The following is a 24653-nucleotide window of genomic DNA, read 5'->3' on the forward strand; positions in this document are numbered from 1 at the left end:
TGTTCCTGTGCAACAACGGCCCCTCGATTTGAGGGGATTGCCGATGAAGCGGATGGCTTTGGCCAGTCTGGGTATGGTGTTGCTGGCGGGCTGCGGAACCACCGTGGAGCAGGCGCCTGATCAGCCGACCATGTATCTGTCGATGGCCAATGGCGGTGCCAAGCTGGATCCGCAGGCTGCTGCCTCGATGATCTCGCTCTATCGCCAGAACAACGGCCTCGGCCCCGTGGTGGTCGATCCCGCATTGATGGCGCTGGCGGAGGATCAGTCCACCGCCATGGCGAAGAAGAACAAGCTCGATCATGACGTGAAGGCGCCGCTTGCCAAGCGGCTCAATGCCGGTGGCTATCCTGCAACCGTGGCGGTCGAAAACGTCTCGGCCGGTTATCACACCCTGGCAGAAGCCTTCTCGGGCTGGCGCGACTCGCCGCCGCACCGCGCCAATATGCTGAAATCGGGTGTCACAAAACTCGGCATTGCCGCGATCTATGCTCCCAACACCAAGTACAAGGTGTTCTGGACCATGATCCTGGCCTCGACGGACAAATAGTCCCGTCGCATGTGATGGCTTCCTTGTGATGCTGCTCTGCAGCATCGGCAATTGACGCCACGAGGCCAGCGGGCCACGGTGCCGGTTCCCTCGCATCAGCGATCTCGGGTGGCTCACAGACATGTCCGCATCTTCGACCGATCAGGCAGCCAAAAAGCCGTCCCAAGCCAAACGTGTCTTGGTGCTGCAGGGCGGCGGCGCCTTGGGCTCCTATCAGGCTGGCGCCTATGAGGCGCTCTGCCATCATGATTTCGAGCCGGAATGGGTCGCCGGCATTTCGATTGGTGCGATCAACGCCGCCATCATCGCCGGCAATGAGCGTGAGAAACGCGTGCCCCGGCTGAAGGAATTCTGGGAGATGGCGGCGGCGCCCGTGCCGTGGAGCCCACTCCTGCCTGGTGATCGTGCGCGCACCTATTTCAACGAAGCGGGTGCAGCGGTGATCGCCGCCTTCGGCGTTCCCGGCTTTTTCGTGCCGCGTCTCCCGCCCGCGCCGCTATGGCCGCCGGGCAGCCCGCAGTCGCTGAGCTATTACGATACGGCACCGCTGAAGGCGACGCTGGAGCGGCTGGTGGATTTCGATCGCATCAACGACTGCAAAACGCGCCTCAGCGTCGGCGCCGTCAGCGTCACCACCGGCAACTTCACCTATTTCGACAACGAGCTCTTCAAGGCCAAAGGCAAGAAGATCGGCCCCGAACACATCATGGCGTCCGGCGCCTTGCCGCCCGGCTTTCCGTCGGTGGAGATCGACGGCGAGCATTTCTGGGACGGCGGCATCGCCTCCAACACGCCGCTTGATTTCGTGCTCGACGATGTGGCCAGCGATCTCCTGATCTTTCAGGTCGATCTGTTCAGCGCGCGCGGATTGTTGCCGCAGTCCATCCTGGATGCGCAGGAGCGCGAGAAGGACATCCGCTTCTCAAGCCGGACGCGCATGAACACTGACAAGAACAAGCGCATCCACAATATCCGCAAGGCGCTGCGCGATCTGATCGGCAAGTTGCCGGAGGAACTCAAGCAGGACCCGTCGGTGGCGCTGCTGTCGGACGCCGCCAAGGAAAACACCGTCACGGTGATCCACCTGATCTATACGAGCAAGGTCTACGAGTCGTCGTCGAAGGACTACAATTTCGCGCATATCAACATGGTCGAGCACTGGGGCTGCGGCGAGCGCGATGTGTTCCTCTCGATGCGCCACAAGGACTGGTTCGAGGGGCCGCAGCCAGGTGAATCCATGGTCACCCACGCGCTGACGCCCGACGATTACAACGAGCTTCCTCTCCATCTGATCAAATCCAACAGGAGTAAGTGAATGACCAATCTCACAGGCAAGACCGCGGTCGTGACCGGTTCGACCAGCGGCATCGGCCTCGCTTATGCGCGCGCTTTCGCCAGCGCCGGCGCCAATGTCGTGATCAATGGCATGGGCGCGCCCGCCGATATCGAGAAGGAACGCGCGGCGATCGAAAGCGATTACAAGGTCAAGGCGATCCATTCGCCGGCCGACATGACCAAGCCCGCCGAGATCGCCGAGATGATCGCGCTCGGCGAGAAGACGTTTGGCGCGGTGGATATTCTTGTCAACAATGCCGGCATTCAGTTCGTTTCGCCGATCGAGGATTTCCCGATCGAGAAATGGGACGCGATCATCGCCATCAATCTGTCATCGGCCTTCCACGGTATCCGCGCCGTTGTGCCGGGCATGAAGAAGCGCGGCTGGGGCCGTATCATCAACACGGCCTCGGCGCATTCGCTGGTCGCCTCGCCGTTCAAGTCGGCCTATGTCTCGGCCAAGCACGGCATCGCCGGTCTCACCAAGACCGTGGCGCTGGAAGTCGCCACCCACAAGATCACCTGCAACTGCATCTCGCCCGGCTATGTCTGGACGCCGCTGGTGGAAAAGCAGATTCCCGACACGATGAAGGCGCGCGGGCTGACCAAGGAGCAGGTCATCAACGATGTGCTGCTGGAAGCGCAGCCGACCAAGGAGTTCGTGACCTCGGAGCAGGTGGCGGCGCTGGCGCTATTCCTGTGCGGCGACGAAGCGGCGCAGATCACGGGCACGAACCTCTCGATCGATGGCGGGTGGACGGCAGCTTAAGCCGCGAAGTTCGATCCTTACCTCTCCCCGCATCTTGCGCGGGGAGAGGTCGACACGCGAGGCTCACTGGCCTTTCACCAAGTGCAGTCTCTCGGCTCGCTCAGTTCTGCAAGTCCGATCCGATAGTTCAGAACAATAGGCTGGCCGTGTGCCATGCCCCTCACCCGGCGCGAAGGCGCGCCGACCTCTCCCCGCGCAAGATGCGGGGAGAGGTTAAGAGGAGCGCTTCCCAAACGCCAGTACATGCAGCCCGAGCCGCTGGCGCACGATCCAGAACAGCAGCACAGTCTCAAACGTCAGCGCAATCGAGGTCGCTGCTGCGGCACCATGACCACCGAAATGCGGGATCAGCAGCAGGCACAGCACCAGGTTCATCACAAAGGCCGACGCATAGGCCAGCGCGCAGGCGTTCTGGTGGCCGAGCATGTTGAGCAGACGCTCCATCGGCCCGATCGCTGCGCGCACGACGAGGCCGATAGCAGCGATGAACATGATGTCATAGCCCGCCGTAAATTGCGGTCCGAACAGCCACAACAACGGCTTGCCAAACGCCAGCAGCACCAGCGTCGCCGCGAGCGATGGCCAGAACGTCCACTTGATGGAATGCATCACATAGGCGGCGAGCCGTTCCTTGTCACCGGTGGCGTGATACTCGGTGAAGCGATGGGCTGTGGTCGCCGACATCGCGTAGTGAATGAACGATACCAGTGCGAGCGTCTTAACCACGGCGAAATAGACGCCGACCTCCTCGGACGACACAAAGCGTTCGAGCACCAGCACGTCGGTGTAGGACAGCAGCAGATAAAAGCTCTCGACCAGCAGGATCGGCAGCGAAACTTTCAACCAGCCGCGATAGTCATGTTGCTTCGGTCCGGCTTCCACATGCGCGCCAAGCCGCCGGTTCAGCACGATCATCTGGCCGATCATCGCAAGCCAAACTGCTGCGGCACTCGCTCCCATCGCTACGACTGCGCCGAGTTGAAGACCGAGCGCAAAGGCGCCGGCGGTGAAGCCGATGATCAGGCCCTGCCGCACGATGAATTGCGGCATCAGGCCGAGCCGCATCCAGTCATGTGAACGCGCGATGCCATCTTGGGTATTGGCAACCACGAAAGCCGGAAGCGTGAGGCAGCCGAGATAGAGCGGCACAACGGTGTTGGCGTCGATCCAGGGCGACAGCAGCTTCACCAGGCCGGCGAGCAACAGCGCGACCGCCCCAGAAGCGAGGCCGGTGAACCACCGGCTGCCGGAGAGGAAGCCCCGCAGCAAGGCGTGATCACCGCTCAGGCGATATTCCGGAATGATCTTTTGCGCCGAGGCGGCGATGCCGAAATCGAGCATGGAGCCGAGCAGCAGCACCCAGGTCCAGACATAGACATAGACGCCGTAGTCGCCGGAGCCCATCCAGCGGGCGAGCAGGATCTGCGAGAAATAGGCAAGGCCTGCGGAAATGACGCGAATGAGGAAGATGGTGCCGGCCAGCCTGCGTGTCAGCGAGGCTTCGCCAGAGCCAGAGAACAGGCCGCGGAGACGGGCCATGAGCCCGGCCGGTGGCGTTGATTGTGCGGGGTCGGCATCCATCACGGCCACGACGGGCTCCTCCGCCGCAGGAAGGCGGCGAAGGTTTCGCGTAGCAGGGAGACGTTAATTTCGGGTGGCAGCCTCTACGGCAGCGTCACATTGTACTCATAGGCCTTGTCGGTCCCAACCAGCGTCAGCTTCAGCGTAGCGCCATCCGCGGTCGCGCCGGAGGGTAGGCCGTCGAGTTCAAAGCTGAACCGCTTCACACCTGCAGGGCTGTGCTTGTCGAGCTTCGGGATCGGCAGCGCCCAGTCCGCTGTCGGCCCCTCGGCATAGAGATTCGGCGTCTTGCCTTCGGGGGCCGTCACATCAACCAATACATTTTTACCTTCGCGCTTCACGTCGCGTACGGTGAGTGGGTTGTTGTCGCCGATAGTCGCAGGCTTCGGGACGGTATCGAGGGCGGCCGTCAATGCGCCATCCTCGGTGGACGCCACGCTGGTGAAGGCCAGCTCGGCACTGGCTTCGACCGGAATGCAGATCTTTTCGCACACCGCGTAGGAGATCGCAGCGCGGACCACGACCGGCTTACCCGCATCCTTGGCCACCACGCGCATCGGCAGCAGCACCTGCTTTTCGTAGCCGAGCGACTCGCCACCGGCGCCATCGTCGAATTTTACCGGGGCCGGCCAGAGAATTGTGACGCTGTCGAGATTGTCGGATTTCGAGAAATCGAAGCGCGGCGGTACACCGGAATCGCCGGGATTGCGCCAGTAGGTATGCCAGCCCGACTGCAACTGGATTGCAATCCCGCCGAGCATGACCGGACCACTACGCGAGCCTGCCACAAGCCTGATCTGCGAATGACTGTCTGTCTGCCAGGGCGACGCGTCGTTGGCATGCGCCGCTGGAGAGGCCAGCAAGAGGCCGAAAGCGCAGGCAGCGACAATGTGATGCGGAACCGAAACGATCATCAGACGTCCTTACAAGGGTAGCCTGTCATAACCCCAAACCTAACTTAAGCTATTGAACTGCTTGTGATGCCGTTCTGCTGTGCGCCGCCGAAGGCGGATTGACAGCAACCGGCCTCGATATCAGGATGAACGAATAACATGAGAGCGCCTTGCTGATGGAACCCACTCGCAAGCGAAGCCGTAAGAGCCCCGCCAAATCCCGCCCAGTCAGCCTGGGTGCCGTGGATGACGCTGGCAGCTATCTCGATGGCCAGCTCCTCATTGCGATGCCGGTGATGGACGACGAGCGCTTCGCGCGTTCGGTGATTTATGTCTGTGCTCATTCGTCAGAAGGGGCCATGGGCATCATTGTCAATCGTCGGGCCGGCAGCATCGACTTCCCTGAACTGCTGGCGCAACTCGAGATCATCGACGACGCCGACAATATCAAACTCCCGGAAAGCGCCGAAAGCATGAAAGTGCTGAAGGGGGGGCCCGTGGAGACGGGGCGGGGCTTTGTGCTGCATTCCAGCGATTTCTTCATCGATGATGCGACACTGCCGATCGATGATGGCATCTGCCTGACGGCGACCGTCGACATTCTGCGCGCCATCGCCAATGGCGGCGGGCCGAAGCACGCCATTCTCGCGCTTGGCTATGCCGGATGGGCACCGGGCCAGCTCGAGGACGAGATCCAGGGCAATGGCTGGCTACATTGCGCGGCCGACGATGACCTGATCTTCGGCACCGATATCGACGAAAAGTATATGCGCGCGCTGCAGAAGATCGGCGTCGCACCGGGCACGCTGTCGGCCGAAGCCGGGCACGCCTGACATTCAGCGCACAGCTGGAATCAGCGCGCAGGCGACATTGATTGTCGTCAGCTGCGGGCCTTCCATCTCCACGCACGGCCGTGCCACATCGATCACCAATCCATAAGTCGCCAATGCTTCGTTGCGCGGCGGTCTTCCCTTGATATGCATGGCCCAGACTCCGCCTGGCAGCGGCATAGTCATGGCCTCGCGGATGCGGCGATCAAACTTGCCGTTCGGCATGATCGGCATGGCGATGTCTGCGAGTTGATAGAAGCGCGAGCCCGCCGGTAGGAACGGCGCCATCACGGCGAGCGGCTTGTCGAGCAGTAAATAGGTGGCGGCTTGCTTCAGCTCGGCCGGAATGGCCGGCCGATACGGCGTCGACCACGGCCTTCGCCACCAGTCAGCGGGCTGCAGCCATAGCGCCGCACCGATCGCGATGGTGAGGCTTGCAAGCCCGGCAAACCGGACGGACAAGCCGAAGGCACTGCAGCAGCGCAGCAGGATTATCACGATCAGCGGCGCGATCAGCAGTTCGAGCGCCACGATGTAGCGATGGATCGCAAACAGGGCCAACCACAGGGCATAGGCGGCAGCGAAGAACAGGATCAGCTGCCATTCGCGCCGCGAGAACAATGTTCGCCCAGCCTTGAGGTGGGCAGCGATCGTGAGCGGGATCAGCAGCATGAGGATCGCGAAGCGCGCGTCACGGAACGGGAATTCCGAACTCCGGTAATCGCCCATCAGCCAATAAAACGGATAGGCCAGACCGTCGAGAAAACTGCGCGGAATGAATTGGCGATCGAGGATCGTCACTGACGGCAGTTCGGGCGATGGAAACAGGCCGGCCAGTAGTGGAAACAGCGGATTACCGAATTCCCGCCACAGCATCAGGCCCCAGGCGCCGCCGCCGAGCAAGGTGCCGATCGCGCCGCCGATGGCGAGATAGATCATCGCCGGCAGCGGGCGCGAGGCGGCCAATGCTGCTGCGCCGAGGCCGATGGCGAACACGATATTGGTGAGCTTGAGCCCGAGTGCGAGGCCGATCAAAAGGCCGGCGCCGATATAGGGCCATGGCCGGACATCGTCGTGCGCCAGTATAAGGATCAGGCCGGCGATGATCGGGATGGCGGTGAGAATATCGGCGAAGCTGGTGCCGGTTTCCGAAAGCGTCATCGGGCCGGACGCGGCCAGCAGCAAGATGGCTGCGATGCTCATGACACTCGCCGCATTGCCGAGCACGCAACGCGCCAGCCAGTAGATCAGCGCAAGATTGAGCCCGTGCACGGCGCCCATGATCATGCCGGCAGCAATCGGCGGCAGCATTTCGCGCAGATAGTACCAGGGGAAATAGATATAGGCGTTGAAATAGGTCTGAAAGCCCGGCGGAACCACGTCGTGGTCGTAGCGGCCGTTCAGCAAAGCCCAGACATTGTAGTGGTGATAGTTCTGCCAATCCCAGTTGACGTCTTCACCGGCAAAGCCGGCATAGGCCGCCCCGAGCGCCATGCTGCACGCGATGACAACAAAGGACACCAGCCATCTAGGATGCACACGCGCGGAGAGCGCGACAGGCCGCGGCCCATCGATGCCGATGATTGTCACGAAATCCCCCCGCAGCTCATGGATGAGTGCAGGAAGCTACCTACGCGCGTGCCATTAAGGATCTGCTAAGGTGATTGCGTGAACGGGACGGCGCTTTGCCGCATCCGGGCAATGCTTTGGCCGGCGCGTTTATCAGCTCGCCGTTTCCAACCGTTCTTCCGTCAGCAACCGCATCGCCGCATCGGCGTCCATCGGTTCGCCGAATGCGAAGCCCTGGGCGTATTCGCAGCCGAGCTGATACAGCTCCACCGCATCCGAATCCGTCTCGACGCCTTCGGCGACGACATCCATGCCGAGGTCGTGGGCCATGGCGATGATCGATTTCAGGATCACCGGACGAGTACCGCGCGAGGTGGTGCGGACGAAGGACTGGTCGATCTTCAGCGTGTCGAACGGGAAACGCTGCAGATAGGACAGCGACGAATGGCCGGTGCCGAAATCGTCGAGCGATAGGCCAGTGCCGAGTTCGCGGATCCGCTGCAGCATCTGGGCGGCGTGTTCCGGATTCTCCATCACCAGCGACTCTGTCAGCTCCAGCTTGAGCGTGCCGCGGGCGACCGAGGAGCGCGACAGCACGGTGCGGATGTCGTGCAGGAGATCGTGGCGCAGCAGCTGGCGTGAGGAGACATTGACGCTGGCAAAGATCGGATCGCGCGCACGCATGGCGCGCTGCCAGATCGCGAGCTGGCGCGCGGTCTGGTCGAGCACGAACATGCCGAGATCGATAATCAGGCCGATCTCTTCGGCAATCGCAATGAATTCCACCGGCGACATGCGGCCGAGTTTTGGATGATCCCAACGCGCCAACGCTTCGAAACCGGCGATGGAGCGATCCTCGAGACGCACGATCGGTTGATACAGGATGGTGATTTCCTGTCGCTCGATGGCGCGGCGGAGTTCGGATTCCAGTGTCAGACGATCGGTCTTGCGGGCGCGCATGGCCGGCTTGTAGACGTCGATGCGATCGCCGCCGATGCGCTTGGAGTGATACATCGCAAGCTCGGCATCCTTGATCAGCTCATCGGTGACAGGCGTTGTCGGATCAGACAGCGCGAGACCGATGGATGCCGTAAGGAAGATCTCACGGTCGTTGAAGGCGATCGGTGCGCGGATCGTCTTGCGGATCGTCTCGGCGAAAGCGGTGATCTTGGCCGAGTCCTGCTCGGACATCAGGATCAGGCCGAACTGATCGCCGGCGATGCGGGCCAGCGTGTCCTGCGGCTTGAGAATACGGGTGAGGCGGCGTGCCAGCGTCAGAAGGATGGAGTCGCCTACCGCGATGCCGACGGAGTCGTTCACCTGTTTGAAGCGATCAAGATCGATCACCATGATCGTCGGCTTCAAATTCGGCATGGTCTTGGCGAAATTGGCCAAAGCGTTCAGGCGGTCAATGAAGAGCTTCCGGTTCGGGAGGCCGGTGAGATTGTCATGGACCGAGTCGTGCAGCATGCGCTCCTCGGCATTCTTGCTCTCGGTGACATCGGTGAGCGTGCCGACCACGCGGGTTACTTCGCCATCGGAGCCGACTACCGGGCGCGCCTTCAGCGCGAACCACATGAAGTGGCCGTCGGGCGTGCGCAAGCGGAAATCCTGCACGAGACGGCCGCGGCGCTGATCCAGCACGCTGTCGAGGGCGGCGCGGAAACGATCCTGATCGAGCGGGTGGAGGATTTCGAGCCAGTCGGAAGCCGGGCCTTCCAGCGTGCCGCGTTTGAGTCCCAGCAGGGCTTCCGTCTCGGCGCTGGTGAAGACTTTGTCGGCGGAGACGTCCCAGTCCCAGATCAGGTCGCCCGAGCCGGTCAGGGCCAGCGCGCGGCGCTCGACGTCGGAGACGATGCCATTGCTGGCGCCGCCGCCAGCGAAAGCGTGCTGCATCACCGTGAACCCGATCAGCATCACGATGAGCACGAGGCCGCCGAGCAAAGCCGGGCCCACGATATCATTGGTGACGGCGCCACCAACGGCCATGCCCGATGCGACCACCCACACCACCAGCAGGAACCAGGTCGGGATCAGCAATACCGCGCGGTCGAAGCCATGGGTCGAGAGATAGAGGATCAAGCCGAAGCCGACGAAGGCGATCAGCACCAGCGAGATGCGCGCGATGCCTGATGCGACCGCGGGATCAAACAGCGCGAGACCGACCAGCGAGCCGAGGAAGACGAGCCAGGCCAGCGTGATATGCGAATAGCGTACATGCCAGCGGTTGAGATTGAGATAGGCGAACAGGAACACCAGCAGCGTTGCGGCCAATATCGCTTCGCCCGAAGCGCGCCAGACGCGCTCGGCGCCTTGCGACATGTCGAGCACTTTGCCCCAGAAGCCGAAATCGACCCCGATATAGACCAGCACGGCCCAGGCCAGCGCCGCGGCGGCGGGGAACATGATGCTGCCCTTCACCACGAACAGGATCGTCAGCACCAGCGCCAGCAAGCCGGAAATGCCGATGACGATGCCTTGATACAGCGTGAAGGAATTGACCTTGTCCTTGTAGGACTCCGGATCCCACAGGTAGAGCTGCGGCAGCTTGTCGGTACGTAGCTCAGCGACGAAGGTAATGACGGCGCCGGGATCGAGCGTGACGCGGAATACGTCCGCGGTGGCGCTGTCCTGCCGTTCCGGGCGATCGCCGGTGGACGGCGTGATCGTGGCGATGCGCGAAAGGCCAAGGTCCGGCCACAGCAGGCCCGAATTCACCATGCGGTAATGCGGCGCGACGATCAGGCGATCGAGCTGGTCGTCGGTGTTGTTGGCGAGCGCGAACACGACCCAGTTCTGGCCGCCTTCGCGGCCGCGCACTTCGACGCGGCGGACGATGCCGTCGGTGCCGGGCGCGGTGGACACCTGGATCCTGTCGGTCTCGCTATGCTGGAAATCGAGAACGCCGGTGAGATCGATGGCAGGCGCGTCGCCGCGGACGCTGACAGCATCAACCGCGCGCGCAGGAGCCGCGGCAACCATCATCATGAGGCTGAGCGCAAAGGGCGCAAGCCACCTGACCAAACGCATTGTCATGTTCCGCGATCACCAATCCGTGGACCGCGCCATCGCCCCGCGCGTGTCATTTATCGAAGGCTCGATAAATGACACGAAAGCATAACAAATCAAAGGGTTTAACACTCTTCTCCAGCGCTAAACCTGCAACACAATTTTGCCAATATGTGCGCTGGTTTCCATTCGCTGATGGGCGTCGGCGGCCTTCTCCAGCGGGAAAGTGCTGTCCATCAAGGGCTTGACCTTGCCAGCCTGGAGCAATGGCAGAACCTTGGCCTCGATGGCCGACACCATGGCGGCCTTGGCCTCATTGGTCCGCGGGCGCAGGGTCGAGCCGGTATAATGCAGCCGTTTTACCATGATCTTGGCGGGGTTGATGGTCGCCTTGGGGCCGTTCAGCACGGCGATCTGGACGATCCGGCCATCGACGGCGGCGGCGTCGAAGTTCTTGTCCACATAGTCGCCGCCGACCATGTCGAGGATCAGCTCGACGCCGGCCTTGTTGGTGATGTCCTTCACCCGCTCGACGAAATCATCGGTCTTGTAATTGATCGCATGATCGGCACCGAGCTTGAGGCAGGCATCCGCCTTGTCCTGGGAGCCGACGGTGACGATCACCTTGGCGCCGAAAGCCTTGGCGAGCTGGATCGCCATGGTGCCGATGCCGGACGAGCCGCCATGGATCAGCAGGGTTTCACCGGCGGTGAGGCCGCCACGCTCGAACACATTGTGCCAGACGGTCATCAGCGTTTCGGCGGTGGCGCCGGCTTCCAGCATGGAGAAGCCTTCGGGCACCGGCATCGCCTGGGCGTCCTGTGCGATACAATATTGCGCATAGCCGCCGCCGGCGACCAGCGACATCACCTTGTCACCGAGCTTGTGCTTGGTGGCGCCATCACCGAGCGCAACCACGGTGCCTGCGATTTCGAGGCCGGGCAGGTCGCTGGCGCCGGGCGGCGGCGGATAGCTGCCGGAACGCTGCGCCACGTCCGGACGGTTGACGCCGGCAGCGCCCACCTTGACCAGGATTTCACCGGGGCCGGGCTTGGGCACATCGCGGGTTTCCGGGATCAGGACCTCGGGGCCGCCCGGCTTGCTGATGGCGACGACGGTCATTTGCGCGGGCAGCTGTTCCATGATTTGTCCTTGCGGGTGATGAGGTGGTCCCACTGATTAGTGAGCCTCGGTGGGACTGGCAACCGGCGGATGCGTGTAGCCTGGGTGGAGCAGAGCGTAACCCGGCTACCGGTGCTTCAACTGGCTCGACATGTCCGGATTGCGATGCGCTTTGTCCGGGCTACGATTCTGGAGATGACGATGGCGATCCAAGATGACGAACGGCCGAAGAAGCAGGTCGGTCACGAGATCGGGCAGGACCTCTCGCAATTGTCTGTGGAAGAATTGGCGGCCCGGATCGAATTGTTGAACGGGGAGATCGCCCGTTTGCAGTCGAGCATGAACCTGAAGCGCGCCACGCGCGATGCGGCGGACCGGTTCTTCAAGTCGTGATGATTTTCTGAAACGACAATTTCCACTCCGCCCTCATCCTGAGGAGCACGCATCGCGCGCGTCTCGAAGGAGGGCGTCGAATTCCGGAGCCAAGCCATCTCATGGTTCGAGACGGCGCTTTGCGCCTCCTAATCATGAAGAGTGCGTGTTTATTGCGCCAACTATCAATCACACATCCGCGAGCGTCCCATTTCGGTACATGTTTCCACGCTGCGATAGCTAACAAATCCCCACAGATTTACGTGCAATTAAGCTTTCTCGCATATTACTCAAATTGTCCTTGTTTGGACACCGAGTGGCTCCTGTCCACTCTGTTTGACGCCTCCCTGTTATCAACTTTAAAGCCGCCGGAAACGGCGGCTCTTTTTTTGGCGTCACGCGCGCTCGCGCATTTAAACCATAAACCTTTCTTTAATTTTTCGGCCGCTGGACTCTCGGCGTTCCCTACGCAATGATTTGTTCATCATAAGACGACCGGCCAAAGAGTCGGTTGCTCAATCAATTGCGTGAGGCGTTAACCATGACGGATCGTCTGCAGAGCGAACCTGCTCTCGTCCAGTTCAGCGAGCGGCTGACCAACTCCGCCGCCTTCGGTGTGCTGTTCCGTGAGGGCATGGACCTCGTGGAAGAAACCGCCGCTTATCTCGATGGCATCGGCCGCACCGAAGCCAAGGCACTGGATCGTTCGGTGAGTCTCACTTATGCGACCGAAAGCATGCGCCTCACCACCCGCCTGATGCAGCTCGCTTCGTGGCTGCTGCTGCACCGCGCGGTGAAGGAGGGCGAAATGACGCTGTCGCAGGCCAATCGCGAAAAGACCAAGGTCAAGCTCAGCGCCGCGGATCCAAGCCCGGAAGACATGCTCTTGAAGCTGCCGGAACAGCTGCAGGTCCTGATCGCGCGTTCGATGACCCTGCAGACCAAGGTGCGTCGTCTCGACACAAATATTCACGCTGCCTCAGAGCCAGCACCGATCGGCAATCCGCTGATGCCGCAGCTCAACCGTCTGCGGGCTGCGTTCGAGCGCTGAAATATTGCTCAGCCGTAGGGCGGATCAGCCGAAGGCGCAATCCGCCGGCCGAGCACGTAGCTGAAACTCCGCGGCGCATTACGCTTCGCTAATCGGCCCTACGGTTCATCGAAATTTTACGCCCCTCTCTCCCGCTCATGCGCTAGACATGGACCGGCAGAGCAGGGGCTTTTTTCATGGCTGACGACATCAGGGCATTGACCGGCGTGCGTGGCGTCGCTGCTGCGGTGATTGTCGTCTATCATTTCGGTGACGTGCAGCTCGCCACCGGCGGCACCGGCTCGTTCTTCCGCATCCCCTACGGCTATCTGCTGGTGGACATGTTCTTCATGCTGTCCGGCTATGTGATGGCGCTGAACTATCGCGAGACGTTCCAGCATCTCACCGGCAAGGTGTTTGCCAATTTCATGCTGAAGCGCGTGGCGCGCTTGTATCCCGCTTATTTCGTCATTGGCCTGTTCTATGTCGCCAAGATCGCAGCCGACCTCTCCGGCGAAAAGCTCGGCATGTATTCGGCATGGGACTGGTTCGGCAATCTGTTCATGCTGTCCGGCTGGGGTCTTTATATTTTTCCGATCATCGGCGTGGCCTGGGCCGCAAGCGCGGAGATGGGCTCCTATCTGCTGTTGCCATTCTTGATGCCATGGACGCAGAGCAGGCATCGATGGATCGCGCTGCTCGCGGTGGTCGCCGCACTTGTCGGCATCTATGCGGTGAGCATCACGGGCCGTGGATCGGGCGGGCCGCTCGATGTGGTCAATGGCAATTCGCTGTATCCGATGTTGCGCGCCGTGTGCGGCTTCGCGCTTGGCCTCGTCATCTTCCGATTTGGATATCTCGTCGACCGCCTGTCGGCGTCGGTGCAGGACATGCTCGTGATCGCGCTCCCGCTCGCCATCATCGCTGTCGGTATCGCCGATGCCAGCGATCGCCTGATGTATCTGCTCTACATTCCGCTGGTCGCCGTGCTGTCGCGCGACGGCCGGATGGCGCAGCTGCTGTTCGGCAATGCGCTGGTCTACCGGCTCGGCATCATCTCCTATTCGATCTATCTCATCCACCCGCTCTTTGTGAGTTTTGCCATCCGCACCTGGCGACTGAATGGTCAGCAGGAGTGGGTCTATATCGCCGCCTCGCTGGTCGCCTTTGCCGTCATTCTGGTGCTGGCGGAGCTCAGCTACCGGCTGGTGGAGATGCCGGGCCGCCGGGCGCTGGTGAGCCTGTTCTCGCCGAGGCGGCCGGCTGTTGGGTCCTCATGACGCGCCGCCGTCACACCCTGTTGAGCGCCACCGATACCTTCGGGCCATTCTTGATGGTCTGGTAGACGACGCAGTAGCGCTCGGTGAGCTTGAGCAGCAGGTCGAGCTTGTCCTGTGGCGCGTCGGTCTCGACGTCGAAGCGGAGGCGGATTTCGGCGAAGCCGACCGGGGCTTCCTTATCGACGCCCAGCGTGCCGCGGAAATCAAGATCGCCTTCGGCAACGACATTGCCGGACTTCAAAGGAATCTCGACGGCGGTAGCGACGGATTTCAGTGTGACGCCCGCACAGGCGACGAGCGCTTCCAGAAGCATGTCGCCGGAGCAGAGTTCGAGGCCGGAGCCGCCCGTCGCCGGATGCAGGCCGGCGGCGGCGATCTGCCGGCCGGTTTCGACCTTGCAGGCGATGCCGTCATTGTCGATGGAGCCCTTGGCTTTCAGCGTGATGAAGGCGGCCTGCGGATCGGTCTTGTAGCGTTCCTTGATCGGCGCCTGGGTGGCGCGGAGCGTTGCGGCGTCCATGATGTCTCTCCCTGCGATTTATTAGTTGCAGCTTTTAGTCGTGCAGCGTGACGATGTCACCACCAGGCGCCGACGGCCTCGGCAGGGGGCTGATCTGGCACGTTGCGATCGAGCGAACGATCGAGTGCCGTCAGCACGCGTTTCTTCACGGCATCAAACAACGGCGAAGCGCGATCTCGCGGTCGGGCAAGGCCGACATCGATTTCGGCAAACAGTCTTCCCGGGCGCGGCCGCATGACCAGCACGCGATCGGCAAGCACCACGGCTTCATCCACATCGTGGGTGACGAGGATCAACGTTGGCCGCGTATCGGCCCACAGGTCGAGCAGATGATCCTGCAGATCACGTCGCGTAAAGGCGTCGAGGGCGGAGAACGGTTCGTCGAGCAACAACACTTCCGGCTGCGGCACCAAGGCGCGGGCGATGGCGACGCGTTGCGCCTGACCGCCGGAGAGTTCGCGCGGCCACGCTTTTGCCTTGTCGGACAGGCCGACGCGGGCCAGCGCTTGATCGACCTTCTCGCGGCGTTCGGATGTGGGCAGGTGGGCGAGGCCAAAACCGATATTGTCGGCGACGTTCAGCCAGGGGAGCAGCCGCGGCTCCTGGAAGATGATGCCGATCTTTTCGTGCGGCGCGGCGATGTTGATGTCGTCGATCCGGATCGTGCCATTGGAAGCGCGGTCGAGCCCTGCGACAGCGCGCAGCAACGTGGACTTGCCACATCCGGAGCCGCCGATGATGGCGATGATCTCGCCCTGCGGGATGCGTGCGTTGAAGCGCTCCAGCGCATGGACGCCGTTGGGATAGGTCTTGCCGACATGGTCGAGGGTCAGCATCAGGTTTCTCCACCCGGACGGAAGGAGTCCTGCCAGCGCAGCAGGGGCGCGGTGAGGCGCTCGATCAGCCAGTCGGTGGTCTTGCCGAGCAGCGCGAAGATGGTGATGGCGGCGAGGATCTGCGCGGGTTTGCCAAGCTGCTGGCCGTCGATCAGGAGATAGCCGAGCCCTTCGGAGGCGCCCATGAATTCGGCGGCGACTACGAACATCCAGCCGAGCCCGAGGCCGACGCGCAGCGCGACGACATAGGCCGGCAGCACCGCTGGCAGCAGGATGCGGCGGATCATGGCGGGTCCGGAGAGGCGGAACGTGCGGCCGACCTCGACGATCTTGCGATCGACCGAGAGGATGGCGCCCATTACGCCGAGATAGACAGGGAAGAACACGCCGACGGCAATGAGGGCTACTTTCGAGGTCTCGAAGATGCCGAGCCAGAGGATGAAGAGCGGCACCCAGGCGATGGAGGGAATGGCGCGCAATGCCTGGATCGAGGGATCGAGCAGGCGGCGGGCGATGCCCCAATAGCCGGAGACGGCGCCGAGCAGCGTGCCGGCGATGACGCCGAAGCCGAAGCCGGCGGCCACGCGGAATAGCGTGGTGGTGACGTGCTTGGAGAGCTCACCGCTGCGGGCGAGGTCGGCGATGGTGGCAAGCACACGCGAGGGCGGCGGCACCAGGCGGCCGTTCGACCAGCCGGCCCAGACAGCTGCCTCCCATGCGATTGCGAGGGCGAGCGGGACGACAATGCCGAGCAGGGGACGCACGAAGCGCTGCCAGCTCCGATCGGGCACGAGCTGCTCGCCCGGCTCGGCGTGTTCAATGGCGGGTGTTTCCAGCGTCATGGTCATGGGTGGCGGCGATCTCGCAGGGCTGTTTGCATCCTCTCCATGTCATCCCCGCGGAAGCGGGGATCCATACACACTGGAGAGATAGTCAGAACGCCGTGGTCGAAATCCCGTTTCAACTACGGCGTCGGAGGTTACGGGTCCCCGCTTTCGCGGGGACGACAACAGAGAGCCATCGCTGGCTGCACAGCTCAGCTCTTCGGCAACGGGATCTGGTCGTCGATCAGCGCATCCACCGTCGCCTTCACGTCCACCTTGGCGTCGATCACGCCCGCCTGCTGCAATGCGAGGCCTGCGGCGAGGATCGACTCGCGCTGCGGCGCGCCGATGCGGCTGTGGGTGAGCTCGGTGCGCTCCTTGAGCTGCTTGTCGACCACGGCTTCAGGAAGCTTGGTGACGCCGATAAAAGCCTTCTTCAGCTCCGGATAATTCTCCAGCGAATATTTTCGCGCGTCTTCATAGACGGCGAGTACGCGGCGGGCCGCGTCCGGATAGTCCTTCAAAAACTGCTCGCGCACATTCAGGATGCCCCAGGTATTGGCCTCGGGCTTGCGGAAGAACAGTTTTGCGCCGTCCTCGACCTCGGCCTGCGCCATCATCGGATCGAGGCCGGCCCATGCATCGACATCGCCGCGGATCAAAGCGGCCTTGCCGTCGGCATGCTGCAGCAGCACCGGGGTGATGTCCTTGTCGGTGAGTTTGGCGTCGAGCAGCGCGCGCACCAGGAAGATGTGCGGGTCGGTGCCGCGGGTCACCGCGACGCGCTTGCCCTTGAGATCGGCGACGGAGGCGATCCTGGAGTCCTTGGTCGTCACCAGCGCGGTCCATTCCGGCCGCGAATAGACATAGACCGACTTGATCGGATTGCCGTTGATCTTGGCGACCAATGCGGCCGAGCCGGCAGTGGAGCCGAAATCGATCGAGCCGGCATTGAGGAATTCGAGCGCCTTGTTGGAGCCCGCCGATTGCACCCAGGTGATCTTGATGCCGTCCTTGGCGAATTCCTTCTCGAGCAGGCCGTTCTGCTTGAGGATGATGGAGACCGGATTATAGGTCGCCCAGTCGAGCCGGATTTCCTTGAGCGGATCGGCGGCAAACGCAGTGGCGGGCAGCAGTGCTGCACCGGCAATCAAACCGGCGACAGCGCGCCGTGATAGGCTGGACATTCGAATCTCCCCTGACATGACATGCGTTCTGCGTGCCAACAACATCCGTTCAACGCGCCGGGAGCGCCCGGACATCATCGCGCTGCAATGCAAAAACTATGTGTAATTTCAATTGCTTATGTTCTTTCGTCAACGAGAAGATATGGCGTGCCAGAGCGCTCGCTTTGAGGATGCCGTTTCTTCGATTGCGCAAATGGCAGCATGAACTAACTGTTGGATGACAATCACCGTGACAGCGCTTGCGCCGTCCGATATCCGGGATGCCTATGGACAGTGCTGCGCTGAAGACCGAGACGGCCCCCGAAGTGAAATTCGATACCGTGCGGATCGCCGCCGAGATCGACGCGCTCGCCGCGGAGCATCGCGGCAAGAGCGACCTGTTTCGCGCTGCACTGGCAAAGCTCCTCAAAGCCGAATTGATGACGGCGCGCGAGGCGGCCGAGGCGGTGCTTCTGAAGGACCGCCACGGCCGGCGCTGCGCCGAGCGGCTCTGCGACGTGCAGGACGACATTATCCGCCTGCTGTTCAACGCGGCGATCAAGCACCTCTATCACGCGCCGCTGCCGTCGAGCGGCGAGCGCATGTCGGTGGTCTCCACCGGCGGCTATGGCCGCGGCCTGATGGCGCCGGAGTCGGACATCGATCTGTTGTTCGTGCTGCCCTACAAGCAGACCGCCTGGGGCGAGCAGGTCGCCGAAGTCATTCTCTATTGCCTGTGGGACATGGGGCTGAAGGTCGGCCATGCCACGCGCTCGGTGGATGAGTCGATCCGTCAGGCGCGGGGCGATATGACCATCCGCACGGCGATCCTCGAGACACGCTTCCTTGCCGGCGACAAGGCGCTGTACGACGAACTCGTCACGCGTTTCGATGAGGAAGTGGTGCAGGGCACTGCGGCCGAATTTGTCGCTGCCAAACTCGCCGAGCGCGAAGAGCGGCATCGCCGCGGCGGGCAGTCGCGCTATCTGGTCGAGCCGAATGTTAAAGACGGCAAAGGCGGTTTGCGCGATCTGCACACGGTGTTCTGGATCGCGAAATATGTCTATCGCGTGCGCGACAGCAAGGAGCTGGTGGCGCGTGGCGTGTTCGATGCGCAGGAGTACCGTACCTTCAAGCGCTGCGAAGACTTCTTGTGGTCGGTCCGCTGCAATATCCATTTCTTGACTAAGCGGCCGGAAGAGCGGCTGTCCTTCGATCTGCAGCGCGAGATCGCACAGCGGCTGGGCTATACCTCGCATCCCGGCATGCAGGACGTCGAGCGCTTCATGAAACACTACTTCCTGATCGCCAAGGAAGTTGGTGACCTCACGGCGATCCTATGCGCCAAGCTGGAAGACCAGCAGGCTAAGCCGGCGCCGGCGCTGACGCGCATGATGGCCAAGCTGCGGCCGGAGACCAAGCGTCGCCGCGTCCCTGGCAGCGATGCCTTCATCATCGACAACAACCGCATCAATCTTGCAGCACCCGATGTCTTCAAGGAAGATCCGGTCAATCTGCTGCGGTTCTTCCGCCTGGCGCAGAAGAACAATCTCGCCTTCCATCCCGATGCGATGCGCACGGCGACGCGCTCGCTGCGGCTGATCACCCAGGAAGTGCGCGAGGACGCGGAAGCCAACAAGATCTTCATGGAGATCCTGACCTCGGACAATGCCGAGATCGTGCTGCGGCGGATGAACGAGACTGGCGTGCTCGGCCACTTCATCCGCGCCTTCGGCCGCATCGTCTCCATGATGCAGTTCAATATGTATCACCACTATACGGTGGACGAGCATCTCATCCGCTGCATCGGCATCCTTCAGGAGATCGAGCGCGGCGGCAATGAAGAGTTCGCGCTGGCGTCGGACCTGATGCGCAAGATCCGCCCGGAGCATCGTGCGGTGATCTATGTCACCGTGCTGCTGCACGACATCGCCAAGGGGCGGCCGGAGGATCATTCGATCGCTGGCGCCAAAGTGGCGCGGCGACTGTGTCCGCGTCTCGGCTTCAATGCGGGCGATACCGATCTTGTCGCGTGGCTGATCGAGGAACATCTCACGATGTCCACGGTGGCGCAATCGCGCGACCTGTCAGACACCAAGACCATCGAGAATTTTGCGGCTGTCGTGCAATCGGTCGAGCAGATGAAGCTGCTGACGATTTTGACCACGGCCGATATTCGCGGCGTCGGGCCAGGAGTCTGGAACGGCTGGAAGGCGCAGCTGCTGCGCACGCTGTATTACGAGACCGAGCCGGTGCTCACCGGCGGCTTCTCGGAAGTGAACCGCGCCCAGCGCATCGCTGGCGCGCAGGCGGAATTCCGCCGCGCCTTCACCGAATGGCCGGAGACGCAGCTCAGTTCCTACATTTCGCGGCACTATCCCGCTTACTGGCTTAAGGTCGATATCGAACGCAAGATACGTCATGCACGTTTCCTGCAGGCGAGCGAAGAGGCCGGCCACAAGCTGGCGATCAATGTCGGCTTCGACGAAGCCCGGGGCGTGACCGAGCTGACGATCCTGGCCGTCGATCATCCCTGGCTGCTGTCGATCATCGCCGGCGCTTGCGCCGCGGCGGGCGCAAATATCGTCGATGCGCAGATCTACACGACTACCGATGGACGTGCGCTCGATACGATCGCCATCTCGCGCGAATACGACCGCGATGACGACGAAGGCCGCCGTGCGACGCGGATCGGCGACATGATCGAGGACGTGCTGGAAGGCAAGGTGCGGCTGCCTGAGACGGTAGCGAAGCGCGCGTCGTCGAATTCGTCGAAGAAGGCTGCGCTGAGGGCCTTTACGGTCGAGCCGGAAGTGATCGTCAACAATCAGTGGTCGGATCGCTATACGGTGATCGAAGTCTCGGGTCTCGATCGTCCGGGCTTGTTGTATCAACTCACTACGGCGATCTCGAAGCTGAACCTGAACATCGCCTCGGCCCATGTGGCGACCTTCGGCGAGCGCGCGCGTGACGTGTTCTATGTGACCGATCTGCTCGGCGCGCAAATCACGGCGCCCACGCGGCAGGCTGCAATCAAGCGGGCGCTGATCCATCTGTTGGCGAATAGCGAGGCGGCGGAAAAGCCGGCGGCTTAACTCCATCCTCATCCTGAGGAGCCGCGGAGCTTCGTCTCGAAGGATGGTGGTACACGCTGGAGCGCAGCCAGCTCATGGTTCGAGACGGCGCTTCGCGCCTCCTCACCATGAGGGGCTGAGTGTCACGCCACGTCCACACCCTCATGCCGCAGCAGCCAGCGCTTGCGCTCGATGCCGCCGCCATAGCCGGTAAGGGCGCCATTGGCGCCGATCAGTCGATGGCAGGGGATGACGACGCTCAAAGGATTCGATCCATTGGCGTGACCGACGGCGCGCATCGCTGCCGGTGAGCCGAGTTGCGCCGCAAGGGCGCCGTAGCTGAGCGTCGTGCCCGCCGGAATCTTCCGCAATGCTGTCCAGACATTGCTCTGAAATGTCGTACCAGGGATGTGGCACGGGATCGTGTCGAGTTGAGCGAGATCGCCGCCGAAATAGCGCGTCAACGCCTGACGAATCGATTTCGGGGCTGGCGTATCCACAAGCGGTGCCGCGCTGAGATAGCGGCGCAGCGAGGTATTGAGGCGCTCTTCGTAGTCTGTCCAGTCGAGCGCACACAGTGCGCCATCTGCATTCGTCACCAAAAGTGCCGTGCCGATCGGTGTGTCCAGTCGGTCGAGATGCATCGGTGTCACGGGCTTTGCCATCGGATCGGCTCATTGCATGAAAAAGCCGACCGTAGCTTGCCACGGTCGGCGGGTCGTCCCGATTTCCGATGCAGACTTATTCGCTCTTCGGCTCGTGCGACATGCGCTCGAGGCGGTCCTGCATCTCTTTCATCTGGCGGCGCAGGTCGTCGATATTGTCGCCGCCACCAGCTGCCGGCTCCGGTGCTTTTTCCGGCTCCGCTGCAGCGCCGCCGCGCGGGGGCACGAACGGCTTGAACATGGAGAAGGTCTGCTGAAACAGCTCCATGTTGCGCCTAACGGTTTCTTCCAGCGGTGCGAACGGCGTCATCGAAAACGTGTTCGTCATCTGCTTGCGGAATTTCTCCTGATCGCGCGTCAGCGAATCGATCGACTGTTCGAGATATTTCGGCACGACCATCTGCATGCTGTCGCCATAGAAGCGGATCAGCTGGCGCAGGAACGTGGTCGGCAGCAGATTCTGGCCGGCCTTGTTTTCCTGTTCGAAAATGATCTGTGCCAGCACCTGGCGGGTGATGTCGTCGCCGCTCTTGGCGTCGTAGACGAGAAAATCCTCGCCGTCCTTCACCATGGCGGCAAGGTCTTCCAGCGTCACATACGTGCTCGTTCCGGTATTATAGAGCCGACGGTTCGCGTATTTCTTGATGGTGGTGGGTTGATCTGATTTCGCCATGGCTCACTTACCTACCGGGAACAGGAAACCTTTCGGCACCGCGCCAAAAAGGCCAATCGGATTGGGTGGTCGAACAACGCAATGCAATAAAGTAAGCACTTTCAAACTGCCTCGGCTACCGTTTTGTGCGTCACGGTTAAAATCGCGGCATCTTTGTGCTATGCAATGCGACATTGGTGCCAATTTTGTTGCGCTGCGGCCGAAAATACCCGCAGGTTCAATTGACACATCGCTACCAGTTTTAAGAGGATGCGCGCCTTGCGGCTTAGCCGTTCTGGCGTGATCAAAGTCGAACAGGCCCACTTTCAAAACAACAAAACAGGAGATGTCCCATGTCAGACGATGTCGTGATCGTCAGCGCTGCCCGCACACCAGTCGGTAGCTTCAACGGCGCTTTCGCAACCACGCCCGCACATGATCTCGGTGCGATTGCCATCAAGGCTGCGCTCGAGCGTGCGAAGCTTGATCCGGCCCGCGTCTCCGAAGTCATCATGGGCCAAATCCTTACCGCGGCGCAGGGGCAGAACCCGGCGCGCCAGGCTGCGATCGCTGCCGGTCTTCCGGTCGAGACCTCGGCCTGGGGCGTCAACATGCTGTGCGGCTCCGGCCTGCGTACCGTGGCACTCGGCTATCAGGCGCTGATGAATGGTGACTCCGAGATCGTTATCGCCGGCGGCCAGGAATCCATGAGCATGGCCCCGCATGCGCAGTATCTGCGCGGCGGCGTGAAGATGGGCTCGACCGAGCTGGTCGACACCATGATCAAGGACGGTCTGTGGGATGCCTTCAACGGCTATCACATGGGCAACACCGCCGAGAACGTGGCCAAGCAGTTCCAGATCACCCGCCAGCAGCAGGACGAATTCGCCGTCGCGTCGCAGCAGAAGGCGGAAGCCGCGCAGAAGGCCGGTAAGTTCAAGGACGAGATCGTTCCGGTGACCATCAAGGGCCGCAAGGGCGATACCATCGTCGACACCGACGAATATCCGCGCCATGGCGCCACCATCGAAGCCATGGCCAAGCTGCGCCCGGCCTTCGACAAGGAAGGCACCGTCACCGCGGGTTCGGCTTCGGGCATCAATGACGGCGCTGCCGCCGTGGTGCTGATGACAGCCAAGCAGGCCGCCAAGGAAGGCCTCACCCCGCTCGCCCGCATCGTGTCGTGGGGCCAGGCCGGCGTCGATCCGAAGATCATGGGCACAGGCCCGATCCCGGCATCGCGTGCCGCGCTGAAGAAGGCTGGCTGGTCGATCAACGATCTCGACCTGATCGAAGCGAATGAGGCTTTCGCAGCGCAGGCTTGTGCGGTGAACAAGGATCTCGGCTGGGATACATCCAAGGTCAACGTCAATGGCGGCGCGATTGCCATCGGCCATCCGGTCGGTGCGTCAGGCGCACGCGTTCTCGTGACGCTGCTGCATGAAATGCAGAAGCGCGATTCGAAGAAGGGCCTCGCCACGCTGTGCATCGGCGGCGGCATGGGCATCGCGATGTGCATTGCACGCGACTAAAAGGGCAGCACGCGCGCTGAAAATGTCAGCGCGCGATTGCACTGCACACAGCGATTGACGTTGCATCGTCGATCAAATCAAAACGCCCGGCGCAATGCGTCGGGCGTTTTTTCTTGATGTTCATCCTATCGCCAGCTTAACTCGCTACTATAATTTCGAAGTGATTTTGTGGAGGGAACGATCATGGCGCGCGTGGCAGTGGTGACGGGTGGAACACGGGGCATCGGCGCAGCCATCAGCAAGGCTTTGAAGGACGCGGGTTACAAAGTCGCCGCCACCTATGCCGGCAATGACGCCGCCGCCGAGAAATTCAAGAGCGAGACCGGCATCCCCGTCTACAAATGGGACGTGGCATCGTTCGAGGCCTGTGCCGACGGTATCAAGAAGGTCGAGGCTGACCTTGGGCCAGTCGATGTGCTGGTCAACAATGCCGGGATCACCAAGGATGGCGCGTTTCACAAGATGACGCCGGAGTCCTGGCACGCGGTGGTGAACACCAATCTGGGCTCGCTGTTCAACATGACCAAGCCCGTCATCGACGGCATGCGCGCGCGGAAGTTCGGCCGCGTCATCAATATCTCGTCGATCAACGGCCAGAAGGGCCAGTTCGGCCAGGTCAACTACTCCGCCGCCAAGGCCGGCGATATCGGCTTCACCAAGGCGCTGGCGCTGGAGAACGCCAAGCTCGGCATCACTGTGAACGTGATCTGCCCGGGCTATATTAACACCGAAATGGTGCAGGCCGTGCCGAAGGACGTGCTGGAAAAGAGCATTTTGCCGCTGATCCCCGTCGGTCGTCTCGGCGAGCCGGAGGAAATCGCCCGCGCCGTGCTGTTTCTCGCTGCAGATGAGGCTGGTTTCGTCACCGGCTCGACGCTGACGGTGAATGGCGGACAGTATCACGCGTAAGCTGAAACACGCTCTATCCTCATCCTGAGCAGTCCACCCTTGCGGGCGTCTCATAGGATGTGCATGCATCTCATGGTTCGAGACGGCCGCTGAAGAAGCGGCCTCCTCACCATGAGGGCCGGAACTGGCCTGCGA

Annotated in this window: 21 protein-coding genes; 10 read left to right on the plus strand and 11 right to left on the minus strand. The window is 61.9% G+C overall.

Translation table 11 applies throughout. From position 1 onward, the window contains the following. Nucleotides 1–43 precede the first annotated feature (43 nt). The 3 genes from AC1RQ5_RS07340 to AC1RQ5_RS07350 all read left to right on the plus strand — a co-directional run bounded on the left by AC1RQ5_RS07340 (nt 44) and on the right by AC1RQ5_RS07350 (nt 2654). Nucleotides 44–550, plus strand: a complete 507-nt coding sequence (locus AC1RQ5_RS07340; RefSeq protein ID WP_398475478.1) for a CAP domain-containing protein — start codon at nt 44–46, stop codon at nt 548–550. A 121-nt stretch (nt 551–671) separates the two neighbouring features. Then, nucleotides 672–1865, plus strand: coding sequence for a DUF3734 domain-containing protein (locus AC1RQ5_RS07345; RefSeq protein ID WP_493197935.1), 1194 nt, complete (start codon nt 672–674; stop codon nt 1863–1865). Then, a complete protein-coding gene (locus AC1RQ5_RS07350; protein ID WP_493197937.1) occupies nt 1866–2654 on the plus strand; it encodes a 3-hydroxybutyrate dehydrogenase in 789 nt (262 codons plus the stop codon). Between the two features lie 213 nt (nt 2655–2867). On the opposite strand, the gene AC1RQ5_RS07355 is transcribed toward AC1RQ5_RS07350, so the two are convergent. Beyond that, complete coding sequence (locus tag AC1RQ5_RS07355; protein WP_493197939.1) at nt 2868–4244, minus strand: flippase; 1377 nt, start codon at nt 4242–4244, stop codon at nt 2868–2870. A gap of 74 nt (nt 4245–4318) precedes the next feature. Then, nucleotides 4319–5149 carry a protein-disulfide reductase DsbD domain-containing protein gene (locus AC1RQ5_RS07360; protein WP_493197941.1) on the minus strand — a complete coding sequence of 277 codons (831 nt, stop codon included), beginning with the start codon at nt 5147–5149 and terminating at the stop codon, nt 4319–4321. Between the two features lie 155 nt (nt 5150–5304). Here AC1RQ5_RS07360 and AC1RQ5_RS07365 point away from each other — a divergent pair, with 155 nt between their 5' ends. Then, nucleotides 5305–5961: a YqgE/AlgH family protein gene (locus AC1RQ5_RS07365; protein WP_398475489.1), complete on the plus strand. Its 657-nt coding sequence runs from the start codon at nt 5305–5307 to the stop codon at nt 5959–5961. Between the two features lie 3 nt (nt 5962–5964). Here AC1RQ5_RS07365 and AC1RQ5_RS07370 read toward each other — a convergent pair whose 3' ends face one another. The 3 genes from AC1RQ5_RS07370 to AC1RQ5_RS07380 form a co-directional block, all read right to left on the minus strand. Then, nucleotides 5965–7548 (minus strand): glycosyltransferase 87 family protein, encoded by a 1584-nt coding sequence (locus AC1RQ5_RS07370; RefSeq protein WP_493197943.1) that lies wholly within the window; start codon nt 7546–7548, stop codon nt 5965–5967. Nucleotides 7549–7680: 132 nt separating this feature from the next. Continuing rightward, nucleotides 7681–10557 (minus strand): EAL domain-containing protein, encoded by a 2877-nt coding sequence (locus tag AC1RQ5_RS07375; RefSeq protein ID WP_398475493.1) that lies wholly within the window; start codon nt 10555–10557, stop codon nt 7681–7683. 123 nt (nt 10558–10680) lie between these two features. After that, entirely contained in the window at nt 10681–11679 is a 999-nt protein-coding gene (locus tag AC1RQ5_RS07380) for an NAD(P)H-quinone oxidoreductase (RefSeq protein WP_493197944.1), read from the minus strand. Between the two features lie 180 nt (nt 11680–11859). On the opposite strand from AC1RQ5_RS07380, the gene AC1RQ5_RS07385 reads away from it, so the two are divergent. The 3 genes from AC1RQ5_RS07385 to AC1RQ5_RS07395 all read left to right on the plus strand — a co-directional run bounded on the left by AC1RQ5_RS07385 (nt 11860) and on the right by AC1RQ5_RS07395 (nt 14340). Then, complete coding sequence (locus AC1RQ5_RS07385; RefSeq protein ID WP_398475605.1) at nt 11860–12051, plus strand: DUF1192 domain-containing protein; 192 nt, start codon at nt 11860–11862, stop codon at nt 12049–12051. A gap of 520 nt (nt 12052–12571) precedes the next feature. Then, nucleotides 12572–13081: a protease adaptor protein RcdA gene (gene rcdA, locus AC1RQ5_RS07390; protein WP_493197945.1), complete on the plus strand. Its 510-nt coding sequence runs from the start codon at nt 12572–12574 to the stop codon at nt 13079–13081. Between the two features lie 176 nt (nt 13082–13257). Further along, on the plus strand, nt 13258–14340 hold the full coding sequence (locus tag AC1RQ5_RS07395) for an acyltransferase family protein (protein WP_493197947.1): 1083 nt from the start codon (nt 13258–13260) through the stop codon (nt 14338–14340). Between the two features lie 10 nt (nt 14341–14350). On the opposite strand, the gene AC1RQ5_RS07400 is transcribed toward AC1RQ5_RS07395, so the two are convergent. The 4 genes from AC1RQ5_RS07400 to AC1RQ5_RS07415 form a co-directional block, all read right to left on the minus strand. After that, nucleotides 14351–14860: an OsmC family protein gene (locus AC1RQ5_RS07400; RefSeq protein WP_493197948.1), complete on the minus strand. Its 510-nt coding sequence runs from the start codon at nt 14858–14860 to the stop codon at nt 14351–14353. Between the two features lie 56 nt (nt 14861–14916). Then, nucleotides 14917–15696 carry an ABC transporter ATP-binding protein gene (locus AC1RQ5_RS07405; protein ID WP_493197950.1) on the minus strand — a complete coding sequence of 260 codons (780 nt, stop codon included), beginning with the start codon at nt 15694–15696 and terminating at the stop codon, nt 14917–14919. Next, nucleotides 15696–16544 carry an ABC transporter permease gene (locus AC1RQ5_RS07410; protein WP_493197952.1) on the minus strand — a complete coding sequence of 283 codons (849 nt, stop codon included), beginning with the start codon at nt 16542–16544 and terminating at the stop codon, nt 15696–15698. The genes AC1RQ5_RS07405 and AC1RQ5_RS07410 overlap by 1 nt, the downstream gene beginning before the upstream one ends. Nucleotides 16545–16732: 188 nt before the next feature. Further along, nucleotides 16733–17707 carry an aliphatic sulfonate ABC transporter substrate-binding protein gene (locus AC1RQ5_RS07415; protein WP_493197954.1) on the minus strand — a complete coding sequence of 325 codons (975 nt, stop codon included), beginning with the start codon at nt 17705–17707 and terminating at the stop codon, nt 16733–16735. Between the two features lie 266 nt (nt 17708–17973). Here AC1RQ5_RS07415 and AC1RQ5_RS07420 point away from each other — a divergent pair, with 266 nt between their 5' ends. After that, the gene (locus tag AC1RQ5_RS07420; protein WP_493203342.1) at nt 17974–20781 is read left to right on the plus strand and encodes a [protein-PII] uridylyltransferase; all 2808 of its coding nucleotides are present in this window, start codon (nt 17974–17976) and stop codon (nt 20779–20781) included. Between the two features lie 122 nt (nt 20782–20903). Here the strand turns inward: AC1RQ5_RS07420 and AC1RQ5_RS07425 are convergent, their stop codons facing one another. Next, nucleotides 20904–21425 (minus strand): methylated-DNA--[protein]-cysteine S-methyltransferase, encoded by a 522-nt coding sequence (locus AC1RQ5_RS07425; protein ID WP_493197956.1) that lies wholly within the window; start codon nt 21423–21425, stop codon nt 20904–20906. A gap of 76 nt (nt 21426–21501) precedes the next feature. Continuing rightward, the gene (gene phaR, locus AC1RQ5_RS07430) at nt 21502–22098 is read right to left on the minus strand and encodes a polyhydroxyalkanoate synthesis repressor PhaR (RefSeq protein WP_398475511.1); all 597 of its coding nucleotides are present in this window, start codon (nt 22096–22098) and stop codon (nt 21502–21504) included. A 332-nt stretch (nt 22099–22430) separates the two neighbouring features. On the opposite strand from phaR, the gene AC1RQ5_RS07435 reads away from it, so the two are divergent. Together AC1RQ5_RS07435 and phbB are read left to right on the plus strand one after the other, a co-directional pair. Next, the gene (locus AC1RQ5_RS07435; protein ID WP_398475514.1) at nt 22431–23609 is read left to right on the plus strand and encodes an acetyl-CoA C-acetyltransferase; all 1179 of its coding nucleotides are present in this window, start codon (nt 22431–22433) and stop codon (nt 23607–23609) included. A gap of 183 nt (nt 23610–23792) precedes the next feature. Then, nucleotides 23793–24518 carry an acetoacetyl-CoA reductase gene (gene phbB / locus AC1RQ5_RS07440; protein WP_398475516.1) on the plus strand — a complete coding sequence of 242 codons (726 nt, stop codon included), beginning with the start codon at nt 23793–23795 and terminating at the stop codon, nt 24516–24518. Nucleotides 24519–24653 lie beyond the last annotated feature (135 nt).

This window comes from Tardiphaga sp. GW821-FHT12E02 (assembly GCF_058807155.1).